Here is a 17,546-nt window from a genome sequence, read left to right on the forward strand (position 1 = left end):
CTAGGAGCAGTTTGGATTGTGAACAAAAAGATTCGTTTTTTCCAATCAATTAATTTTAAAATTGCGCTCATTTTTGCCCTGATGCTATTGATTACGCTGGAAGTCGTCGGGGCTTTTTTCGTACGCCAATTGGAACAGCAGAACTTGAGTACGTTTAGACAGCAGATTCAATTGTCAGCCTATATTGATAATTCATTATCTGACCAGTTGATGCGCAGCAATACTACAGCTGCCAATACGAGAATCCGTAGCATCTTATCGGAAGTGAATAACGCGAACATCACTGAAATTCGCGTTATCGATAACAAAGGAACAGTCCGTGGTACCAGTAATGTCAACGATCAAACGATTGTTGGTCAGAAGACCACGGATAGTAACGTTAAGAACGCAATTTACAATAACCGGTCCTATCAACGAGATGTTTACGATGCCCGTGATAATAATCGGTACTATGTTTCGATTGTGCCATTGTTAAGCTCCTCCGGTAATAACGGGAATACGCTGGTTGGGGTGCTTTACATTCGTGCCTCACTAGAAGGTGTTTATCAGAACATTAATAACATCACGTTGATTTACCTATCTGCGGCGGCGGTCGCTATCATTTTAGGTTTGATTATGTCGATAGTTATTTCCCGGGCAATAACCCGCCCAATTGACGAAATGAAGCGGCAAACGGTTCAAATTGCGCAAGGTGACTATTCTGGTCAAGTGCGTGTCTATGGAACTGATGAGCTGGGTCAATTGGCCAGTGCGGTTAATAACCTTTCCGTGCGTGTTGAAGAAGCGCAGGAGTCCACAGAAGCTGAACGACGCCGGTTGGATTCGGTGCTGGCCCATATGAGTGACGGGGTCATCGCCACTGATCGACGCGGAAACATTAATATCATCAACTCGGCAGCTCGCGACTTCTTGAATGTCGATGAAATAGAAGCAGAAGGCACATCTATCCTAGATATTTTGCATATTCGTGATCAGTATACGCTCCGGGAGTTGCTGGAAAGCCAGGATGAGGTCGCTCTTGATTTATCAGAAGAGGGTCGTGACCTGATCTTGCATGCGACGTTCTCGCTGATTCAACGTGAATCTGGGTTCATTTCAGGCCTGGTTTGTGTTCTTCATGATGTAACTGAACAGCAGAAGGAAGACGAAGACCGTAAGCAGTTTGTTTCGAATGTTTCTCACGAATTGCGGACACCGTTAACCTCCGTCCGCTCATACATCGATGCTTTAGTCGATGGCGCTTGGGAAGATAAAAAAGTCGCACCTGGTTTTTTGAAGGTCGCTCAAGATGAAACGGAACGGATGATCCGGATGGTCAATGATCTGTTAGCCCTTAGCCGAATGGATTCTGGAACCACTAAACTTGAAATGGAAACGGTCAATTTGAACGAACTGTTCAACTATATTTTGAATCGTTTTGACATGATGATAAAAACGGATGACAATCCTGAAAAGCATTATCGAATTGAGCGTGACTTTACCGACAAAGACTTATGGGTTGAAATCGATACTGATCGGTTTACACAAGTGGTCGATAATATCATGAACAACGCAATCAAGTACTCGCCAGATGGTGGTGTGATTACTTGTCGTTTACTAGAGACGCATAACCAGGTCATCATGAGTATTTCCGATCAGGGATTAGGTATTCCACATAAGGATCTGACCCACATCTTTGACCGATTTTACCGAGTTGATAAGGCCCGTTCCCGTGCTCAAGGTGGTACAGGACTAGGACTAGCCATCTCGAAGGAAGTTATTCAGATGCTGGGCGGTCGAATCTGGGTTGATAGTACCGAAGGCAAGGGCTCCACGTTCTATATTTCACTGCCATTCGAGCAATTTGAGGAGGATGACTGGGATGTGGACTAGACTAAGAAATGGTTTATTACCGGTCGCACTAACGTTGTTGATCGGACTCGGTATTGTTTTATCACTATTAATTTGGATTAATCCGGCCCGTTTTGATCGTGCTAGGACCGCTACTTCGTCGACCCGGTCGACTCATTCAACAGTATCGACCCGGTCCATTGATGATATTTACTTGCCAACGCAGGTAATCGTGACGGATTCGCACGGACACGCTGAATCAATTTATAATCCAAAAATTAATTTGGTCACCACCGTTAAAAACGAAGTTAAGAATTGGCGCATGACGAATTTTCGCAAGGTTAGCCAAAAGGATAAAGATGCCTATCAAAAATTGCTGAATCAAAAGAACACGGTACAGTTAAGTTACGCCGATAACATTGGCCGCTCTATTTTTAACAGTTCTTATGATCAACGATTGCTTATGTCGCCCACTGCTAAGTTCTCACGAATTTTGTTTTCAACGACGAAACCAGGTGAGCTGTACCTGCTGAACGATAACGACTTAACGATTTATAAAATTAGTGTTTCCAAACAGCAGTTGAGCAAGGTTCGTCGCGTGATTGCCGAGGGAGACAAACGTTATCCAGTTGAGCAGATTACGTCAAAGGATCATACGCTAACTTACTATACTAATGAAGTTCATATTCCTAAGTACAGTTACCTTATTGGTGAACAGAGCGCAAACTTTTTTGTTACGTCGTTGCTGAATTCTGGAGAAGCTACTTCCGTCAGTGTCCAGCGTCATGATGGTCACACGATTTATTTTGACGGTGCGTACAAACGGATGACCGTAAACGATAAGACGGGCGCGGTCATGTTTGAAAACTACAACGCTAAGAATTCAATTTCTCGTGATTTAGGCAGAAACCTAAAGACTTCGTTTGCTGGGTTGAGCAGCACTGGCATGCCGTTGGATTCTGTACGGTATTTTGACAATGAAAACAATGGTCGGGAAGTAACCTACCGTTCGTTTGTCGAAGGATTCCCAATTTTTAATCAAACGGATTTTGGCGCTGTTCAGGTCAAAAACAAAAAGTCTGGTACCGAAGAAATTGACTTTACGTTGACCAATCTTCAGGTGCCACTGCCAACAGATTCCAATAGTAACGTGACGTTGCCAGCAACATCGACAGTGATGGCGCAACTTGAGGCGGCTGGTATTTCGAAAAACAAAATTAAAGATATTGTGCTCGGCTATCAATGGGAAAATAATTACGATTCCAAACAGGTTGTGGATCTACAACCGACTTATTATGTTTACACGAGTGGTAAGTGGCAACTATACACGGATCTGCTTAATGGCGGTGGCACCCAGTAGGAAGGAGGGGCAGTATGGATTTTCGCAGAATTCAATGGATTTTTATTGTGGCCTTTGTAGCCATTAATACTTTTTTGTTTGTAACTTGGCAGAAGAGTGATTCAACCGTAACGGAATCCTCACAACGAAACGCGAATAATGCGACCACCATTCTTCGTGAAATGAAAAATGATGGCATTACGTTTACTACTCCCTCGTCTAAAGAGGCGGAAGGTTATTATGTATCCGCAAAGTCTGGCCTCTCACGTTTGCGCGCAGGTGTTGATAATTTAACCTACCAGGATCTCCGTTTTAACGCTACTGAAATGACCAGCTATCTGCATCAGACATTGACGGTTAGTCCTAAAAAGCCACAAACGCAATTGAACCGGTTTGTTAAGAGCAATACCAACGTCACAGCCGGAGATGAATATGTTTATAGCGCGGAACTTTCTAAAGTTTCTGCCAACGAGGTAGTCTATGTTCAGAAAGTTCCATCCGGCACGATTATGGCGCCTTCTGGTCAATTGCGTTTCCGTATCGGTGCTAAAAATCAGGTGATTAGTTACACACAGAGTTATGTAATTCAGGCTGAACCACTTCGAGAAAAAACCACCACCATTAGCCAACAAAAGGCATTGATTTGGTTATACCAGTACAACGAGTTGCCAAACAGCACGAAGGTATTGTGGTCTAAACTAGCTTACTCACGTTTGTTACGCGTATCGGATAATAATGTGTACGTGCCAACCTGGTTCATTGCCTTGAAGTCGAAGAACACGGATAACGTGGTCATCAAACGGGTCAACGCATTTACCGGCGCTGTTATGAAATCGACAGATTCAACAACTCAGGTGACAAATAGCAGTAGTTCCTCAGGGAGCAGTAGCAGTACATCAAGCATTACCGTGGATAATGAAGATAACACGGCGACTAGCGGAAATTAAAATATGATTGCAGCACTAAAACTACCGCGCATTTCATGTTACGATGAGTGGTAGTTTTTATTTGGACATAAATAATGGAGATGGCTCTGTGATTGATTTAAGTAATCCGTATTCCTTAAACGCAGTATCTACAGATACTGACGAAATGAAGATTAGTGTGCTGGCCAGCGGGAGTACTGGCAACACAACATATATCGAAACGCCCACGCATAAGGTCTTAGTCGACGCCGGACTCTCCGGGAAAAAGATTAATGAGCTGATGCATCAAATTGGGCGTGATTTGAACGATGTCGACAGTTTATTTGTAACGCACGAACATACCGATCATTCCAAGAGTGTTGGTGTTCTGGCGCGGAAATATGGCATTAACGTGTATGCAAACGAAAAAACGTGGAATGCTATTTCTGACAAGGTTGGTAAAATTCCGTTGGACCAAAAGTTTGATCTTGAGGCTGGTGAAATTCAGTCGATGGGAGACTTGGATGTTCAAAGCTTTCCAGTGTCACACGATGCTGTGGACCCTCAATTTTACGAATTACACTCTAACGGCAAATCGTTTGTGATTTTAACAGACACAGGTTATGTGTCTGAACGAATGGCTGGTGTGATTAAAAACGCAGACGCCTATCTATTTGAATGTAATCACGACATGGAAATGTTGCGAATGGGCGGGTACCCATGGCCATTAAAACAACGGATTTTGAGTGATACGGGTCACTTGTCCAACGAAGATGGCGCTAATGCCCTGATGCAGGTGCTGGGAAACCGGACCAAACGAATTTTTCTTGGCCACTTGAGTAAAGAAAACAACATGAAAACGTTGGCTCACTTAACAGTCGCGTCCATGATGGAAGAACATGATTTTGGTGTTGAACATGATTTCCGTATTTTAGATACGGATCCCGATTCAGCAACGAATCTGATGACCTTGTAATATGATGTTTCACGTGTGACATTAAAACAGCTATCAATCCAGTGGCGACCTGCCAAGGACTGATAGCTGTTTTATTTTGTTTGGGCCCTATTTTTGATTTAAAGAATTGTTGAAGAAACCATCGAGATAATCTGTAACGGTTTGCCTAATAAGTGGCAGTTTACTTTCAGGAAATATAAAATTTGATGATAGATCTGTGTTAATAAAAAAACCTAAAACAAGCGCATTAATGGCGCTAAAAAGATTGGCCAGTTGCTGTGGAACAACGCCTGGCAAATGTTGACTTATATTGACGGCCAAATCAGTGCTTGATTGTGACAAATTTGAATTAACCAATTTGAGAGTTTTAGCGTCCGCTCCAGGATTAAGAACCGTTGTTCGAATAGCCATAAGTCTCAAATAGGTTAAAAAACGTTTTGTGTCAAACAGTGAGCATACTGAATCGATGATAATTTTTTTGAATTCGTCAGTTGACATGTCTGCGGTAGCGTTAAATGTTGTGGAAAAAACGCTAATATACTGAGAAAACTTAGTGTTCAGCAAACTGAGAAATAATGCTTCTTTTGTTGGATAATAATTAAAAATAGTACCTTTACTGAGATCACAATGCTGAGCAATATCGCTCATAGTAATTTGACTGTAGTCATTATGATCGAAAAGCTCAGCTGCAGTTGTTAAAATTTTCTCGGCCCGCTGATTTTTTTGAGCAGCCGTTTTTGCGGTTTTCATAGTTTGGTACCCCCAAACATTTTACCATAGTGTACGTCCGTTAATTGTTCGGAAACAGACCAAAGCCGGCGAGCAACAGTTGGATCTTTGGCGCGGGGTGCTTTTGCGATGCCGGGCCAGCCCCACATTTCTAGAAAGCCAGTTGGACCATAGAAATTGCCATCCTCGGCTTGATCACTCGTTGCGGCAAACAATGTTGATAATGCTCCTTTTTCTGCGGGCATCAAAAAGCGATGTGTAATGTCTAAAAAGAAACGGTTGAAGTTATGCTCGCCGGCTCCACGGGACAGGTTGGTTCGGGCACCGCCAGGATGAGCGGCAAAACTGTGCAGTCCCCAGCCATTTTCGTCACTAAGCCGCTGCAATTCTTTGGCGAAGATAACATCTGCCAGCTTTGCCTGACTATAGGCACTGACTGGCGTATATCGTTTTTCTGATTGTAGGTTTTGGAAATTAATTCGCCCACCTTTTTGAGCAATGCTACTAATTGTAACAATTCTAGGATTTTTAGACTTTCTCAATAGTGGAAGCATGAGACCGGTGAGCGCAAATGGACCTAGAAAATCTGTTCCAAATTGTTTTTCGAAACCGTCGACAGTCAACTGTCTGGTTGGTATTTCCATAACACCGGCGTTGTTAATCAATACGTCAATGGATGACACTGTCTTTGACAGGACTTCTACGAAATGGTGAATACTTTCCAGACTAGCAAGGTCGACAGGAATAAACAAAAGTTTTCCAGTATGCGTGACTACGGATTTTTCGATGTCATTTAATACTTGTTGACCTTTTTTAGCGCTGCGTCCCGCCATAATTATAGTTGCATCTTTTTCATAAAGTGCTTTTGTATCTGCTAGGCCAAGACCGCTAGTAGCCCCAGTAATCACGAATGTTTTGTTCTTTTGATTACCCATTTCAGTTGTTGTCCATCTTTGTTTCATATGAGAACCTTCTTTTTAAAATGACTATTGGTCAATCTGACCAATAGTCATTTTAAATCAAAACAAAGTATTGTCAATATCTAAATAAAAAACATCGCAAAGATGCGATGTTTTACAAGTCAGTATTAAATTTCGGATTACTTCAGCATGGTTTGGATGGCAACGTAAGGGAAATGCCCATAGGTTCATACCTAGTCGAAATGTCGCCAACTCTTATCTAAGATAGCTCGAGCAACGAAGAGTCCTAATGGCAGGAACATGATGATCAAAATCGCTTTTGTCAGCCATAAGGAACCAACCGCAATTTGATTGCTACCAATGTTGAAAACGGCCCGATAAATGTACAATCCAGGGACCATGATAACAATCGAAGGTACAGTCAAAGAAATTCGTGGGTAACCATTGAACCGATTAACCACTGAAGCAATCAGACCTGCCACAAGAGCCCCAAAGAATGCGGCAGATGCTGGCGGAATGTTTGTTAAGTCGACCAGTTCTAGTCGGAGTGTGTTTGCTACGGCGCCGATCAATCCAGCGGTAATCGCCATTTTCTGAGAACTGTTAAACATAATCGAGAACCCGTAAACTCCGAAAAAACTAGCTGGCAAACGTAATAGCATTAAGACTAATGGGGATAATCCAAGCGGCAAGAAGTTGGCAGGTTTAAATCCAAAGATGGTGGCCACTAACCAACCCACTAACGTTGCGACCAGTGTGATCATGATTGCGTAGGCTAGCCGTTCTAGACCAGAACGCATGTCCAGCTTGGAAATGTCCAGCATGCTGGTAATAAACGGAAATCCTGGAATCACGAAGAGGAGCGCGCCAATATAGCCGGCTTCATGTAGCGCCAAGACATGGAAATACATTTCGAAAATCCGGAAAGCAAACATATAGGTTAGACAAGCCACGGCGACACTAACTGCAATGCTAGCAATTACTGTAATCGAATGTTTACCCATCAGAGCGCGAACGAAATTACCAAGTCCTGCACCAATGAAGGTACAGATCATTTCAGGAATACCGCCACCTAGCAAAAAGATAAATGACGCACAGGCAATTGCAGCAGCCAAACCAGAAACTAATGGTGAATATTGTTTCGGTCGTTGTTGAACTTTATCAATGAACTGATGAATTTTCTTAACTGGCAAAAACGAGAAATCGTTATTAAAGTTCTTGACCATTTCCTCTAGAATGTTTAATTTATCGGTGTTAACGCCGGTGCTTGGCAAGGATAACACCTGTGTGTAACTGTGCTCATCGCTGAAACAAGTATAGGAAATCGAGATTAAGCTGATGTCAGCAGAACAGGTTAGTTTTAAGGATCTGGCGACCGTGTTCATTGCTTCTCTGACTCGCCAAGCCCCAGTACCACAGGACAACATTGTGATGCCAATTCGGCCGACAATGGATGCCCGTTCTTGCAAGCTGGCATCACGAGCCTCAACGTCGTTGTCCTCAATCAGATCCTTCCACGGAATTTTCATATGATGTCGTCTTGATAGCGGCACCTCTGGTGTAGAACCCGTATGATTATCTTTATCCATGCTTTCCCCCATAATGACTGAAATAATTCAGATATAGTTTTAATTATGCCAGTATTGGTCTAATCTGCAACTTTTTCCGAGAGTAATATGGCAACAATGCTGTAGTGTAAATAAAAGGTGAACCGTTTCACGTGAAACAAATACCGACTTAGCCAAATTGAAATCCGTTTGGTTAGGTCGGTATTAAAAGTCATTCAATATATAATTTAGATTGCTTCAAAAAAGTGAAGAAGACAGGGAACAATTTGTCAGTTTATTCCGGTAACACAATCTGCCTGAAGTCAGCCACACTACGACACGTATAGTCAGGCTTTAACGCAGCCACTTTTTCTGGTTCGATGATGCTACCCCAAAGTGCGGCAGCAATTTTAATGTTAGCTGCGTGAGCGGATGTGATATCGCTGGGCGCATCACCAACGTAGAGAGCATCAGACGCATTAGTGCCAGTTTCTTTCAGGGCTTTGACAATATTTTCAGGTTTGTTAGGTCCTTTTGGAGAACCTGTCAGAATCATTTTGAAATCTTTTGTGAGTCCATATTGTTCAAGTGAAATGTCGGCGCTGGTGCGGGCTTTACCAGTAACGAGGATGTTTTGAAAACCAGCTTTGGCAGTGTCATCAAGCAATTCCTGAATGCCATCAAATGCTTTAGGAGCCATGTATTGCAGTTCTTTGTAGGCTTGCCAATAAGCGTGAATTCCTTCGTCGAAGTGATCAGGAATTAAAGCCTGAATCGTACCTTCCTCACTGGGACCAAACGTCGAGACAATTTCTTCGTCAGAAATGTCGCGGTCTAAAAAAGGGGTTACTGCTTTTTTGAAAGCAGCGATGCAAATTGGAAGTGTGTCGCCGATAGTACCGTCAAAATCATAAATTAAAGTTTTATACATATGAACCTCCAGTAGTGTTCGTTTGAAACGCTCAGTACCATAAGTATACGTTACTCACTGTCAGGATTCTAATTAGGTTAGATTGTAAGCATCAGTGAAAACTTTCTAAACTAGCTAGTCGCCAGCAAATCGAACACTTCAGTTAAGCTCATGGCTAGGTTACCCAAAAGTACCTACTTCACACGTGAAGTTGAAGCCTGTAGACTGGTGAACAACTGATGATGGTTGAGGAGGTGTAAGAATGGCAAAGACATACAATATTGGGGTTGAAGCAACGTTAGAAGTGATTGGTGGTAAGTGGAAACCGATTATTTTGTGCCACTTGGGCAAGGGTCAACAACGCAGCAGTGAGTTACGGCGTGAAATCCCTGACATTACGCAAAAAGTGCTGACCCAACAACTGCGTGAGCTGGAAGGCGATGGCATCATTGTTCGCCATGTTCATGGCACGAAGGCGCCGTTCTGTGTGACGTATGACTTAACGGCGTTTGGCAAAACACTGGGTGGCATTCTGGTTCAAATGTCCGTTTGGGGTGAACAGCGGATTGAGCAATTGAATGAAGCGGGCGAGCCTGTTGAAATTTTAAATCCTGATCACAGCGGTTACGCAGATATTTTGAATCAAGTTGGTTAAATTCAAATGTTTTTTTGGGAAGGTACTCAAAAGTGCCTTCTTTTTTTGTCCATACAGAGTCAGTACACTAGCGTCATTCACTTGAGGAATTGGAGGATGGCTAATGGATGATGAAGATAAAGGGCTCCGTTATACAACCAGCGTATTAGCTGGCACGTGTCGACCATTGATTGTGACAGCACTGCTAGATGGCCCACAATCGCTACTGAATTTATATCAACACTTACCGAAACGTAATTTGTGTTCGTTTGTCTTTCAACTATGTAGTTTATGGCGAAATGGTCTGATCCAACTTCGGTTGACGACACATCGGGGATTAAGCTGTCGGTTAACAAAAGCCGGTCAATCAACGCGCCCGTTTTTATTATTAATGGCTGAATGGGGTAAACATCGTCAGGAAGCAGCTACTGACAGATCAATTTAATGGTACTAAAAAGTGCCTTATTTCAGTTTTAGATGGCAGCCATTAAACTATGAATCATTCAAGAAAACAGAGGGAGAGAAAAGTTATGAAATATCAATTTGAACAACCATATACGTTTGCCAACGGCGTCACGATTAAAAACCGCGTGGTGATGGCACCAACCACCACAATGTCCAGTTATTATGATGGTCATGTGACTAATGAAGAAATTGACTACTATAAGATGCGCGCCGGTGGTGTTGGCATGGTAGTCGCTGAGGTTGCCAATGTTGTGCCTGGTGGGAAGGGATTTGAAGGCGAGCTATCGATTGCAGATGATAGCGACATTGACGGATTGGCAGAGATGGCCCGTGCAATCAAACGGAACGGGACAAAGGCTGTGCTACAGATTTTTCATGCCGGGCGAAAATCAAATTCACAGATTTTACGGGGCACGCAAACTGTCAGTGCCAGTGCGGTAAAACCTAATCGTCCTGAAGATGCGGAAACACCACGAGCGTTGTCCGAAACGGAAATTGAGTCAATCATTCAGGCATTTGCCGACGCGACTCACAGGGCAATTGAAGCGGGTTTCGATGGCGTTGAACTCCATGGCGCTAACACTTATCTACTGCAGCAATTTTACTCACCGCATTCCAACCGCCGCGAAGACCGTTGGGGTGGTAATCGTGACAAACGGATGAATTTTGCAAGAGCCGTTATTCAGTCCGTTCACGAAGTTATTTCCCAGGAAACGAATGGCAAGTTCTTGCTAGGTTATCGGATTTCGCCGGAAGAAATCGGCGAGCTGGGTATTCGTTTGGATGACACGATGGCTTTTGTCGAAATGCTGAGTGAGACACCAATTGATTATGTACACACCTCAATGGGATCTGCATGGCGCACTTCGTTGAATGACGCAACGGATAAGGAACCGATTTTGGACAAAATAGTTCGGCAGTTAGATGGCCGTAAACCATTGATAAGTGTGGGATCGATTGAAACGCCTGATGATGCTGAAAAGGTGTTGGCTGCTGGTGCTAGTTTTGCGGCAATCGGTCGTGAAATGATTCGTGAACCGCAATGGTACGAAAAGGTTGCTGGGGATGATGAAGATAGTATTCGCTACCAGATTTCACCGTTTGAAATGGACGAGTTGGGTATCCCAGTAGCGATGCAGCACTATTTAAAAGGTGCATTCTATTCGGTTATGCACTTTAGCAATGATCACACACCGGTTGTGGACTATACGAATTCGGTCGCGCCGATGGAAGGCTTTGAGAAGAAAATGTAAGGAACTAAATGGTCGGACAGAGTTCAGATTATTAACGAGAAGATTCGGAGGAAAAGAAAATGTATTCAGATTTAAAGAACAAAATAGCGGTTGTAACAGGCGGCTCAAAGGGTATTGGTCAGGCAATTGCAAAACGCTTTGGCGAAGAGCACATGTCAGTTGTTATCAATTATCGGTCAGATAAAACGGGTGCTGATGAAGCGGTCAAACTGATTGAAGAAAATGGTGGCCAAGCAGTCGCCGTTCAAGCAGATATTAGCGAAGAAGACGGTGCCACGGCATTGCTAAATGCTGCGCTAAATAACTTTGGTACGCTTGATGTATGGGTTAACAACGCGGGGATGGAAAACCGTGTTGCGACAAACGAAATGCCACTATCAGATTGGCAACGCGTGTTGAACATTAATCTAACGGGTGTTTTCTTAGGATCACGCGCAGCACTGGATTATTTCGTGAAGAACGATAAGAAGGGCAATATTATCAACATGTCCTCTGTTCATGAACAAATTCCGTGGCCTGGCTTTGCCCATTACGCTGCTTCAAAAGGTGGCGTGAAATTATTCAATGAGACGATTGCGATGGAATATGCCAACCGTGGTGTGCGTGTAAATGCCATTGGCCCTGGCGCCATCAACACGCCAATCAACGCTGCTAAGTTTGCTGATCCACAACAAATGAAGGACACGCTAGAAATGGTACCAATGAAACGAATCGGTGATCCAGAAGATGTTGCGGCCGCTGCAGCGTGGTTGGCATCTGATCAATCTAGTTACGTTACAGGTGTGACTCTGTTTGTGGATGGTGGGATGACGCTGTATCCTTCATTCCAGAACGGTAAGGGTTAGCGTTCAAGGATTTATGATGAGATAAAAAATGCGGCTAGTATAAGGCTGCCATATCGACAGAAGAGAGGTTTCGATTGTGAGTATTTTGATTGGATTGATTCCGGCAATTGCGTGGGGCGTTTTGCCCATCGTGGTAACTAAAATTGGTGGGAAGCCCGTTAATCAGATTATTGGCACGACATTTGGTACCTTTATTGTGGCCATCATCACGTGGTTATTCATTCGCCCAGAAATTGGCGTTGGTCAGTTTTGGCTGACTGTTTTGTCTGGTGCTTCGTGGACATTTGGACAGTATCTTCAGTACATGGCGTTTCAGCGAATCGGTGTTTCGAAGGCGATGCCAATTTCTACGGGGCTGCAATTAGTTGGCACGTCGTTGTTGGGGGTACTGGCATTCGGCGAATGGTCTGGCTCTGTGGAATTATTGATCGGCTTTATTGCGCTAGTGGTTATTGTTGTTGGCATTGTGCTAACGACAGTTGATGGCGCCAAACAAACGGATGAAAAACGACCATCAATTTGGGTGACAATTTTGATCTTTGCACTATCTACTCTGGGGTATGTGGGATACTCAGCCTTTCCACGTTTGGCAAACGTATCCGGATGGCAGGGATTCTTACCACAAGGATTGGGAATGGCTTTGATGGCACTTGTACTGACGCTTGTGACGGCTGGCCCGCATATTTTGAGTGAACGGGTTACGTGGATTAGCTTGATTGATGGTGTTGTTTTTTCCATTGCTGCGCTGACGTATCTGATTTCGGCTCAACGAAATGGCGTGGCCACTGGTTTCACACTTTCACAAATGAATGTTGTGTTGGCAACACTTGGCGGCATCTTCATTTTACGTGAGCACCGCACTCCTCGAGGCCTAGTATGGACGGTTGTTGGTCTGCTATTGGTCGTGGTCGGTGGTGTCATGATTGGTAACATGGCCATGTAACGACTAGTTGACGATTGGTTAAAGACAAAAAGAAAACAACGGTTTGATTCGACGTTTATGACGCGAAATCAAACCGTTGTTTGCGTTAATTTTCATAACCATCATGATTAGGGAAGAGCAACGAGGCGTTTTGCCCCTGCGATTGAAGAATCTTAATTCGATCCTCGCCCCATTCCGACATGGCAATAAGCACGTTGTTCAGCGTTTTACCGTATTCGGTCACGCTATATTCAACGTGTGGCGGCACTTCGTTGAATACTTTCCGGGTGACAATGCCGTCGTGCTCCAGCTCACGCAGTTGTTCAGTCAGAACTTTGGGCGAAATGCCAGTGACATTTCGCCGAATATCGGCTGTCCGCATGGGCCCGTGTCCTAAGTGGCATAAAATGAGCGGTTTCCATTTGTTTCCCATGACGGCTAGTGTGGCCTGAACGCCGTTTTTGTAAATTGGTTCAGCTTCACTCATGTGTTAATTTGCTCCTCGTCTATTATGGCATGAATGCTACACCACTTATGTTTAAAAATAAAACGAAAAAGTTAGACCTTTCAAACGGCGCGAGGGGGGTGTAAAACTTACCTGAAGCAGAGGCGTCATTGGCAGTTTGTAAATGAAACAATAATTAAGCCAAATAGTCACCATTAGAAAAAATATGAGTTTGCGAGGCATCCGTTTAAGCCCGCTTTAAGTTGAAACTGTATAATGGTCTCTGTAGAGTAATCAATTTTTAGAGGAGGTAGCGAATTTTCGCAAAAGCCTATGGATTATAATGACGAGAATAAGCAAACAGGTGGGCAAGGACCACAACGTCCACGCAAATCAAATTCAGGTTTAGTGAAGGTCGGCATTGTTGGCTTAGTTGCCGGATTATTAGGTGGTGGTATTGCCTATGGGGGTGCCTCTGCCCTGAATAACAATAATAATGGTGATACGTCATATAAAAATGGAACGACTAAGGTCGCCAATGTCACTGTAAAGAGCAACTCCGATGCTACGAAGGCCTTTAGCAAGGTTAAGGGCGCGGTTGTTTCGGTTGTTAACATGCAGAAGCAGTCATCATCAAGTGATAGCGAAGGCTTGTACGGTATCTTTGGTGGTGGCTCATCATCAAATTCAAGTGGTAGTGACTCAGATTCCTCATCTAGCAAATCATCTTTGGAAACCGCTAGTGAAGGTTCCGGGGTTGTTTATAAGAAATCCGGAAATGATGCCTATATTGTGACGAACAATCACGTGGTCTCAGGTTCCAGTGCCTTGGAAATTATTCTCAGCAACGGGAAGAAGATTTCAGGTAAGCTAGTTGGCACGGACTCCACGACTGATTTAGCTGTTATCCGTGTGGATGCTAAGTACATCAACACGGTTGCTCAATTCGGTGATTCCACTGCGATTCAGGCTGGCCAATCTGTCCTAGCCATCGGGTCACCACTTGGGTCACAGTATGCAACATCAGTGACTGAAGGGATTATTTCCGCCAAGAAACGAACGGTGCCAGTAGAAGATGAATCTGGTAATCAAACTGGGGATGCGACCGTTATTCAAACGGACGCAGCAATCAACCCTGGTAACTCTGGTGGGGCATTGATCAACTTATCTGGTCAGGTCATCGGTATCAACTCAATGAAGTTGGCGTCATCTTCGAGTGGTACGTCGGTTGAAGGGATTGGATTTGCGATTCCTTCTAACGAAGTTGTGTCCATCATTAATCAATTAATTACAAATGGTAAGGTTATTCGTCCAGCGTTGGGTGTCGGACTTGTGGATCTTTCAAGTGTCGACAGTACCAGCCAAAAGAATACTTTGAAGCTGCCAAGCAGTGTAACTGGCGGTGTTGTGCTAGTTAAAATTTACAACAATTCGGCTGCTGAAAAGTCCGGCCTGAAGAAGTACGATGTTATTACCGAGATAGATGGTACCAAGGTAACGTCACAAGCAGACTTACGTGATGTGCTTTATAACCATAAGATTGGGGATAAAGTTTCCGTGAAATACTATCGTGATGGTCAACAAAAGACCGGTACGATAACGTTGAGCGAGAGTACGAGTCAATTAAGTAGTTCAAGCAAGTAGATCTTTTAAAGAGTAATTGTGGAAAACAATTACTCTTTTTTTGTGTCTTCGGGGATTTCACAAACTCAAATTGAATCATGATAATCATTTCCTGGGAAATTTGATTACTTTCTATTTAGTCTAAACGACTGGTATGGGTGTATTTATAAGCTTTTTTTATCTATAATTAGGTGGTAAACAATCCACAAATGAATAATGTAATGTATACTTTTGAAAACGAGAAAGTCACGGAATGTGGGATAAAACAACGAAACGTGGTGTGGATAAACTGTCTTTATACAGAATAAAGTGTAAATATGCAGGATTAATTCTGCATAATAATCACCGTCACGTAAACAGCATTCTGTAGTTATCGTTTAGTTAGCTGGTGTCCAATTTGGAAAACCGAATGTTTTCCTGGGACATTACCCATTTTCGGCAAATTGCCCCATAAAAGCATCGAGTTTTCCGAACAAACTAAGCCATGAAAAATAAAGTGGTTCGTTTCGAAAAATGCAATGAAAAAATTGTTTTGCACAGGTGTGGATAACTATGTGGAAAACTGTGGATAAGTTTGTGAATTGGGGATAAATGCCGAAAACTAAGGATTTCGAAACAGTGGGAAAAGTTATCCACAGGTCAAAAAAGTGCGGTGGATAAGTGGTCATAAAAACCTCTGTTCGATTTTAAAACCCTTTATTATCAATGGTTACGGGCTGCGTGTTCGTGTGAAGATGCCTTGTGGATAACTGTGGATAACTTTTATTCACAGGTTAAAATGACAGCGTCACATAGCGTCGCAAAATCGATTATTTTTGGTAAAGAAAGTTAAGGAAAAGTAAAAGCTGTGGATAACTTTTTCATAACAGATGTGCTTGTGGATGAAAACAAAATTTAGAAACGGAGTATATACACGTGAATATCAAGATTATTGGTGTTGGAAAACTGAAAGAAAAGTATTTTAAGCAGGGCATTGCAGAATATGCGAAACGTTTGTCTAAGTTTTGTAAGTTTGAAATTGTCGAAGTTGCGGACGAAAAAGCTCCCGAATCTTTAAGCCAGTCCGAAATGGATACGGTTATGGCTAAAGAAGGGGAGCGAATTCTGGATCATATTAAAGATAAAGAATATGTCTATGCGTTGGCTATTTTAGGCAAGGAACGGACATCAGAGGCGTTTGCCAAGGAGATAGAGGACTTAGGAACGTACGGACATTCTGACATAACGTTCGTTATCGGCGGCTCACTGGGACTAACACCCGCAGTTTTGAAGCGTGCAAACGCACAAATTTCATTTGGTAAGTTTACATTGCCACATCAGCTGATGCGTCTAGTGCTGAGTGAGCAGATATACAGGGCATTTATGATTAACTCGGGCTCGCCATATCATAAGTGATGTGGTACCGCAAGGATAAGCGATACAGAAGTCCGTATCATAAATAATCTAAAGATATTTCTTGATAAAGTAAAAGGGGATAGTAATTTGAAAATTGATTTAGACAGCATCTCATCACAATTAAAAAAATTAAATAGCAATGAAATTATGGATGTAATTGTAGAATACTTTGAGGACAAGCCAATTGCACATATTATCGCTAAAAATCAAATAGATGGAGTTTCGGAAAAAAATCTAATAAGGACCTTTCCGAGATTGATTTTTCACAACAAATGTTCTAAGTGTGGTGGAGAAGTAAGGACGAGATTGCTTTCTAGAACTAGAAAATATAGATATGAAGATATGTGTTTAAGCTGTGGCTTTACAGAATACGTTAAACATGAAGAATTAAATAATATATTGGCAGATAGTGTTGCAACGAAGGCAATAGCTTCTGAATATGAGTATTCAGATGTAAACCAACGTAATTATCAGGATTTAAACCTTAAAGAGAGAACACTGCTTGCTGCATGTTTATGGCAAGTTAAAAAAGTGGACAACGAGCTGTGTCCTCAGTGGGAAGAGAGCAAGTTGAGGATAGTTTCAGATATTGCTGATTCGTATGGATACTTTCGATTTTTAGCAAATAGGAAAATTGTACAAGTAAGCCCTACGTCTAAAAAAGAAGGATTTGATTTTAACGAAGACAAAAAGCCAACTATTTATAATATTGATGTTGTTAATTATGTATTAAGGTAGATTGCAAATTTAATCCGAATTTTTGGACAAATTTGTCAGCATAACCTGATACGGTGTTTGCCAGTCGAGTATTTTAAGCGGTCGCTGGTTA

Annotated in this window: 17 protein-coding genes; 12 read left to right on the plus strand and 5 right to left on the minus strand. The window is 42.7% G+C overall.

What is annotated here, in order from left to right; translation table 11 throughout:
• Nucleotides 1-18: 18 nt before the first annotated feature.
• From walK to GB992_RS08680, 4 genes are all read left to right on the plus strand, one after another.
• Nucleotides 19-1,872: a cell wall metabolism sensor histidine kinase WalK gene (gene walK / locus GB992_RS08665; RefSeq protein WP_017262497.1), complete on the plus strand. Its 1,854-nt coding sequence runs from the start codon at nucleotides 19-21 to the stop codon at nucleotides 1,870-1,872.
• Complete coding sequence (locus GB992_RS08670; RefSeq protein ID WP_161002077.1) at nucleotides 1,862-3,190, plus strand: YycH family regulatory protein; 1,329 nt, start codon at nucleotides 1,862-1,864, stop codon at nucleotides 3,188-3,190. Before walK ends, GB992_RS08670 begins: the two co-directional genes overlap by 11 nt.
• A 14-nt stretch (nucleotides 3,191-3,204) precedes the next feature.
• Nucleotides 3,205-4,116 carry a two-component system regulatory protein YycI gene (locus GB992_RS08675; protein ID WP_161002078.1) on the plus strand — a complete coding sequence of 304 codons (912 nt, stop codon included), beginning with the start codon at nucleotides 3,205-3,207 and terminating at the stop codon, nucleotides 4,114-4,116.
• 145 nt (nucleotides 4,117-4,261) lie between these two features.
• Entirely contained in the window at nucleotides 4,262-5,050 is a 789-nt protein-coding gene (locus GB992_RS08680; RefSeq protein ID WP_161002127.1) for an MBL fold metallo-hydrolase, read from the plus strand.
• Between the two features lie 87 nt (nucleotides 5,051-5,137).
• On the opposite strand, the gene GB992_RS08685 is transcribed toward GB992_RS08680, so the two are convergent.
• From GB992_RS08685 to GB992_RS08700, 4 genes are all read right to left on the minus strand, one after another.
• Entirely contained in the window at nucleotides 5,138-5,779 is a 642-nt protein-coding gene (locus GB992_RS08685) for a TetR/AcrR family transcriptional regulator (protein ID WP_161002079.1), read from the minus strand.
• Nucleotides 5,776-6,720 carry an oxidoreductase gene (locus GB992_RS08690; RefSeq protein WP_161002080.1) on the minus strand — a complete coding sequence of 315 codons (945 nt, stop codon included), beginning with the start codon at nucleotides 6,718-6,720 and terminating at the stop codon, nucleotides 5,776-5,778. The genes GB992_RS08685 and GB992_RS08690 overlap by 4 nt, the downstream gene beginning before the upstream one ends.
• Nucleotides 6,721-6,911: 191 nt before the next feature.
• Nucleotides 6,912-8,267, minus strand: coding sequence for a threonine/serine exporter family protein (locus GB992_RS08695; RefSeq protein WP_161002081.1), 1,356 nt, complete (start codon nucleotides 8,265-8,267; stop codon nucleotides 6,912-6,914).
• A 253-nt stretch (nucleotides 8,268-8,520) separates the two neighbouring features.
• Nucleotides 8,521-9,156 (minus strand): HAD family hydrolase, encoded by a 636-nt coding sequence (locus tag GB992_RS08700; protein WP_161002082.1) that lies wholly within the window; start codon nucleotides 9,154-9,156, stop codon nucleotides 8,521-8,523.
• A gap of 241 nt (nucleotides 9,157-9,397) precedes the next feature.
• Between GB992_RS08700 and GB992_RS08705 the strand changes: the two genes are divergently transcribed.
• From GB992_RS08705 to GB992_RS08725, 5 genes are all read left to right on the plus strand, one after another.
• Nucleotides 9,398-9,790 carry a winged helix-turn-helix transcriptional regulator gene (locus tag GB992_RS08705; RefSeq protein ID WP_161002083.1) on the plus strand — a complete coding sequence of 131 codons (393 nt, stop codon included), beginning with the start codon at nucleotides 9,398-9,400 and terminating at the stop codon, nucleotides 9,788-9,790.
• A 103-nt stretch (nucleotides 9,791-9,893) separates the two neighbouring features.
• Complete coding sequence (locus tag GB992_RS08710) at nucleotides 9,894-10,214, plus strand: winged helix-turn-helix transcriptional regulator (RefSeq protein ID WP_161002084.1); 321 nt, start codon at nucleotides 9,894-9,896, stop codon at nucleotides 10,212-10,214.
• A gap of 85 nt (nucleotides 10,215-10,299) precedes the next feature.
• Nucleotides 10,300-11,487, plus strand: a complete 1,188-nt coding sequence (locus GB992_RS08715; protein ID WP_161002085.1) for an NADH-dependent flavin oxidoreductase — start codon at nucleotides 10,300-10,302, stop codon at nucleotides 11,485-11,487.
• 59 nt (nucleotides 11,488-11,546) lie between these two features.
• Nucleotides 11,547-12,332 (plus strand): glucose-1-dehydrogenase, encoded by a 786-nt coding sequence (locus GB992_RS08720; RefSeq protein WP_161002086.1) that lies wholly within the window; start codon nucleotides 11,547-11,549, stop codon nucleotides 12,330-12,332.
• 76 nt (nucleotides 12,333-12,408) lie between these two features.
• A complete protein-coding gene (locus tag GB992_RS08725) occupies nucleotides 12,409-13,275 on the plus strand; it encodes a GRP family sugar transporter (RefSeq protein ID WP_161002087.1) in 867 nt (288 codons plus the stop codon).
• 85 nt (nucleotides 13,276-13,360) lie between these two features.
• On the opposite strand, the gene GB992_RS08730 is transcribed toward GB992_RS08725, so the two are convergent.
• Nucleotides 13,361-13,741 (minus strand): winged helix-turn-helix transcriptional regulator, encoded by a 381-nt coding sequence (locus tag GB992_RS08730; RefSeq protein WP_161002088.1) that lies wholly within the window; start codon nucleotides 13,739-13,741, stop codon nucleotides 13,361-13,363.
• A 291-nt stretch (nucleotides 13,742-14,032) separates the two neighbouring features.
• Here GB992_RS08730 and GB992_RS08735 point away from each other — a divergent pair, with 291 nt between their 5' ends.
• From GB992_RS08735 to GB992_RS08745, 3 genes are all read left to right on the plus strand, one after another.
• Nucleotides 14,033-15,343, plus strand: coding sequence for a S1C family serine protease (locus tag GB992_RS08735; protein ID WP_162855664.1), 1,311 nt, complete (start codon nucleotides 14,033-14,035; stop codon nucleotides 15,341-15,343).
• Nucleotides 15,344-16,237: 894 nt separating this feature from the next.
• A complete protein-coding gene (gene rlmH, locus GB992_RS08740) occupies nucleotides 16,238-16,717 on the plus strand; it encodes a 23S rRNA (pseudouridine(1915)-N(3))-methyltransferase RlmH (RefSeq protein ID WP_161002089.1) in 480 nt (159 codons plus the stop codon).
• Between the two features lie 87 nt (nucleotides 16,718-16,804).
• Nucleotides 16,805-17,455, plus strand: a complete 651-nt coding sequence (locus GB992_RS08745; protein WP_161002090.1) for a hypothetical protein — start codon at nucleotides 16,805-16,807, stop codon at nucleotides 17,453-17,455.
• Nucleotides 17,456-17,546 lie beyond the last annotated feature (91 nt).

Source organism: Furfurilactobacillus milii, from assembly GCF_009863985.1.
Taxonomy (GTDB): domain Bacteria; phylum Bacillota; class Bacilli; order Lactobacillales; family Lactobacillaceae; genus Furfurilactobacillus; species Furfurilactobacillus milii_A.

Bases quoted from the DNA above. Each gene is read 5' to 3' on its own strand.
- GB992_RS08670 (WP_161002077.1), top strand. From the start codon at position 1,862: ATGTGGACTAGACTAAGAAATGGTTTATTACCGGTCGCACTAACGTTG.
- GB992_RS08735 (WP_162855664.1), top strand. From the start codon at position 14,033: ATGGATTATAATGACGAGAATAAGCAAACAGGTGGGCAAGGACCACAA.
- GB992_RS08730 (WP_161002088.1), bottom strand. From the start codon at position 13,741: ATGAGTGAAGCTGAACCAATTTACAAAAACGGCGTTCAGGCCACACTA.
- GB992_RS08690 (WP_161002080.1), bottom strand. From the start codon at position 6,720: ATGAAACAAAGATGGACAACAACTGAAATGGGTAATCAAAAGAACAAA.
- GB992_RS08705 (WP_161002083.1), top strand. From the start codon at position 9,398: ATGGCAAAGACATACAATATTGGGGTTGAAGCAACGTTAGAAGTGATT.
- GB992_RS08710 (WP_161002084.1), top strand. From the start codon at position 9,894: ATGGATGATGAAGATAAAGGGCTCCGTTATACAACCAGCGTATTAGCT.
- GB992_RS08675 (WP_161002078.1), top strand. From the start codon at position 3,205: ATGGATTTTCGCAGAATTCAATGGATTTTTATTGTGGCCTTTGTAGCC.
- GB992_RS08685 (WP_161002079.1), bottom strand. From the start codon at position 5,779: ATGAAAACCGCAAAAACGGCTGCTCAAAAAAATCAGCGGGCCGAGAAA.
- GB992_RS08695 (WP_161002081.1), bottom strand. From the start codon at position 8,267: ATGGATAAAGATAATCATACGGGTTCTACACCAGAGGTGCCGCTATCA.
- GB992_RS08700 (WP_161002082.1), bottom strand. From the start codon at position 9,156: ATGTATAAAACTTTAATTTATGATTTTGACGGTACTATCGGCGACACA.
- GB992_RS08715 (WP_161002085.1), top strand. From the start codon at position 10,300: ATGAAATATCAATTTGAACAACCATATACGTTTGCCAACGGCGTCACG.
- GB992_RS08680 (WP_161002127.1), top strand. From the start codon at position 4,262: ATGAAGATTAGTGTGCTGGCCAGCGGGAGTACTGGCAACACAACATAT.
- GB992_RS08720 (WP_161002086.1), top strand. From the start codon at position 11,547: ATGTATTCAGATTTAAAGAACAAAATAGCGGTTGTAACAGGCGGCTCA.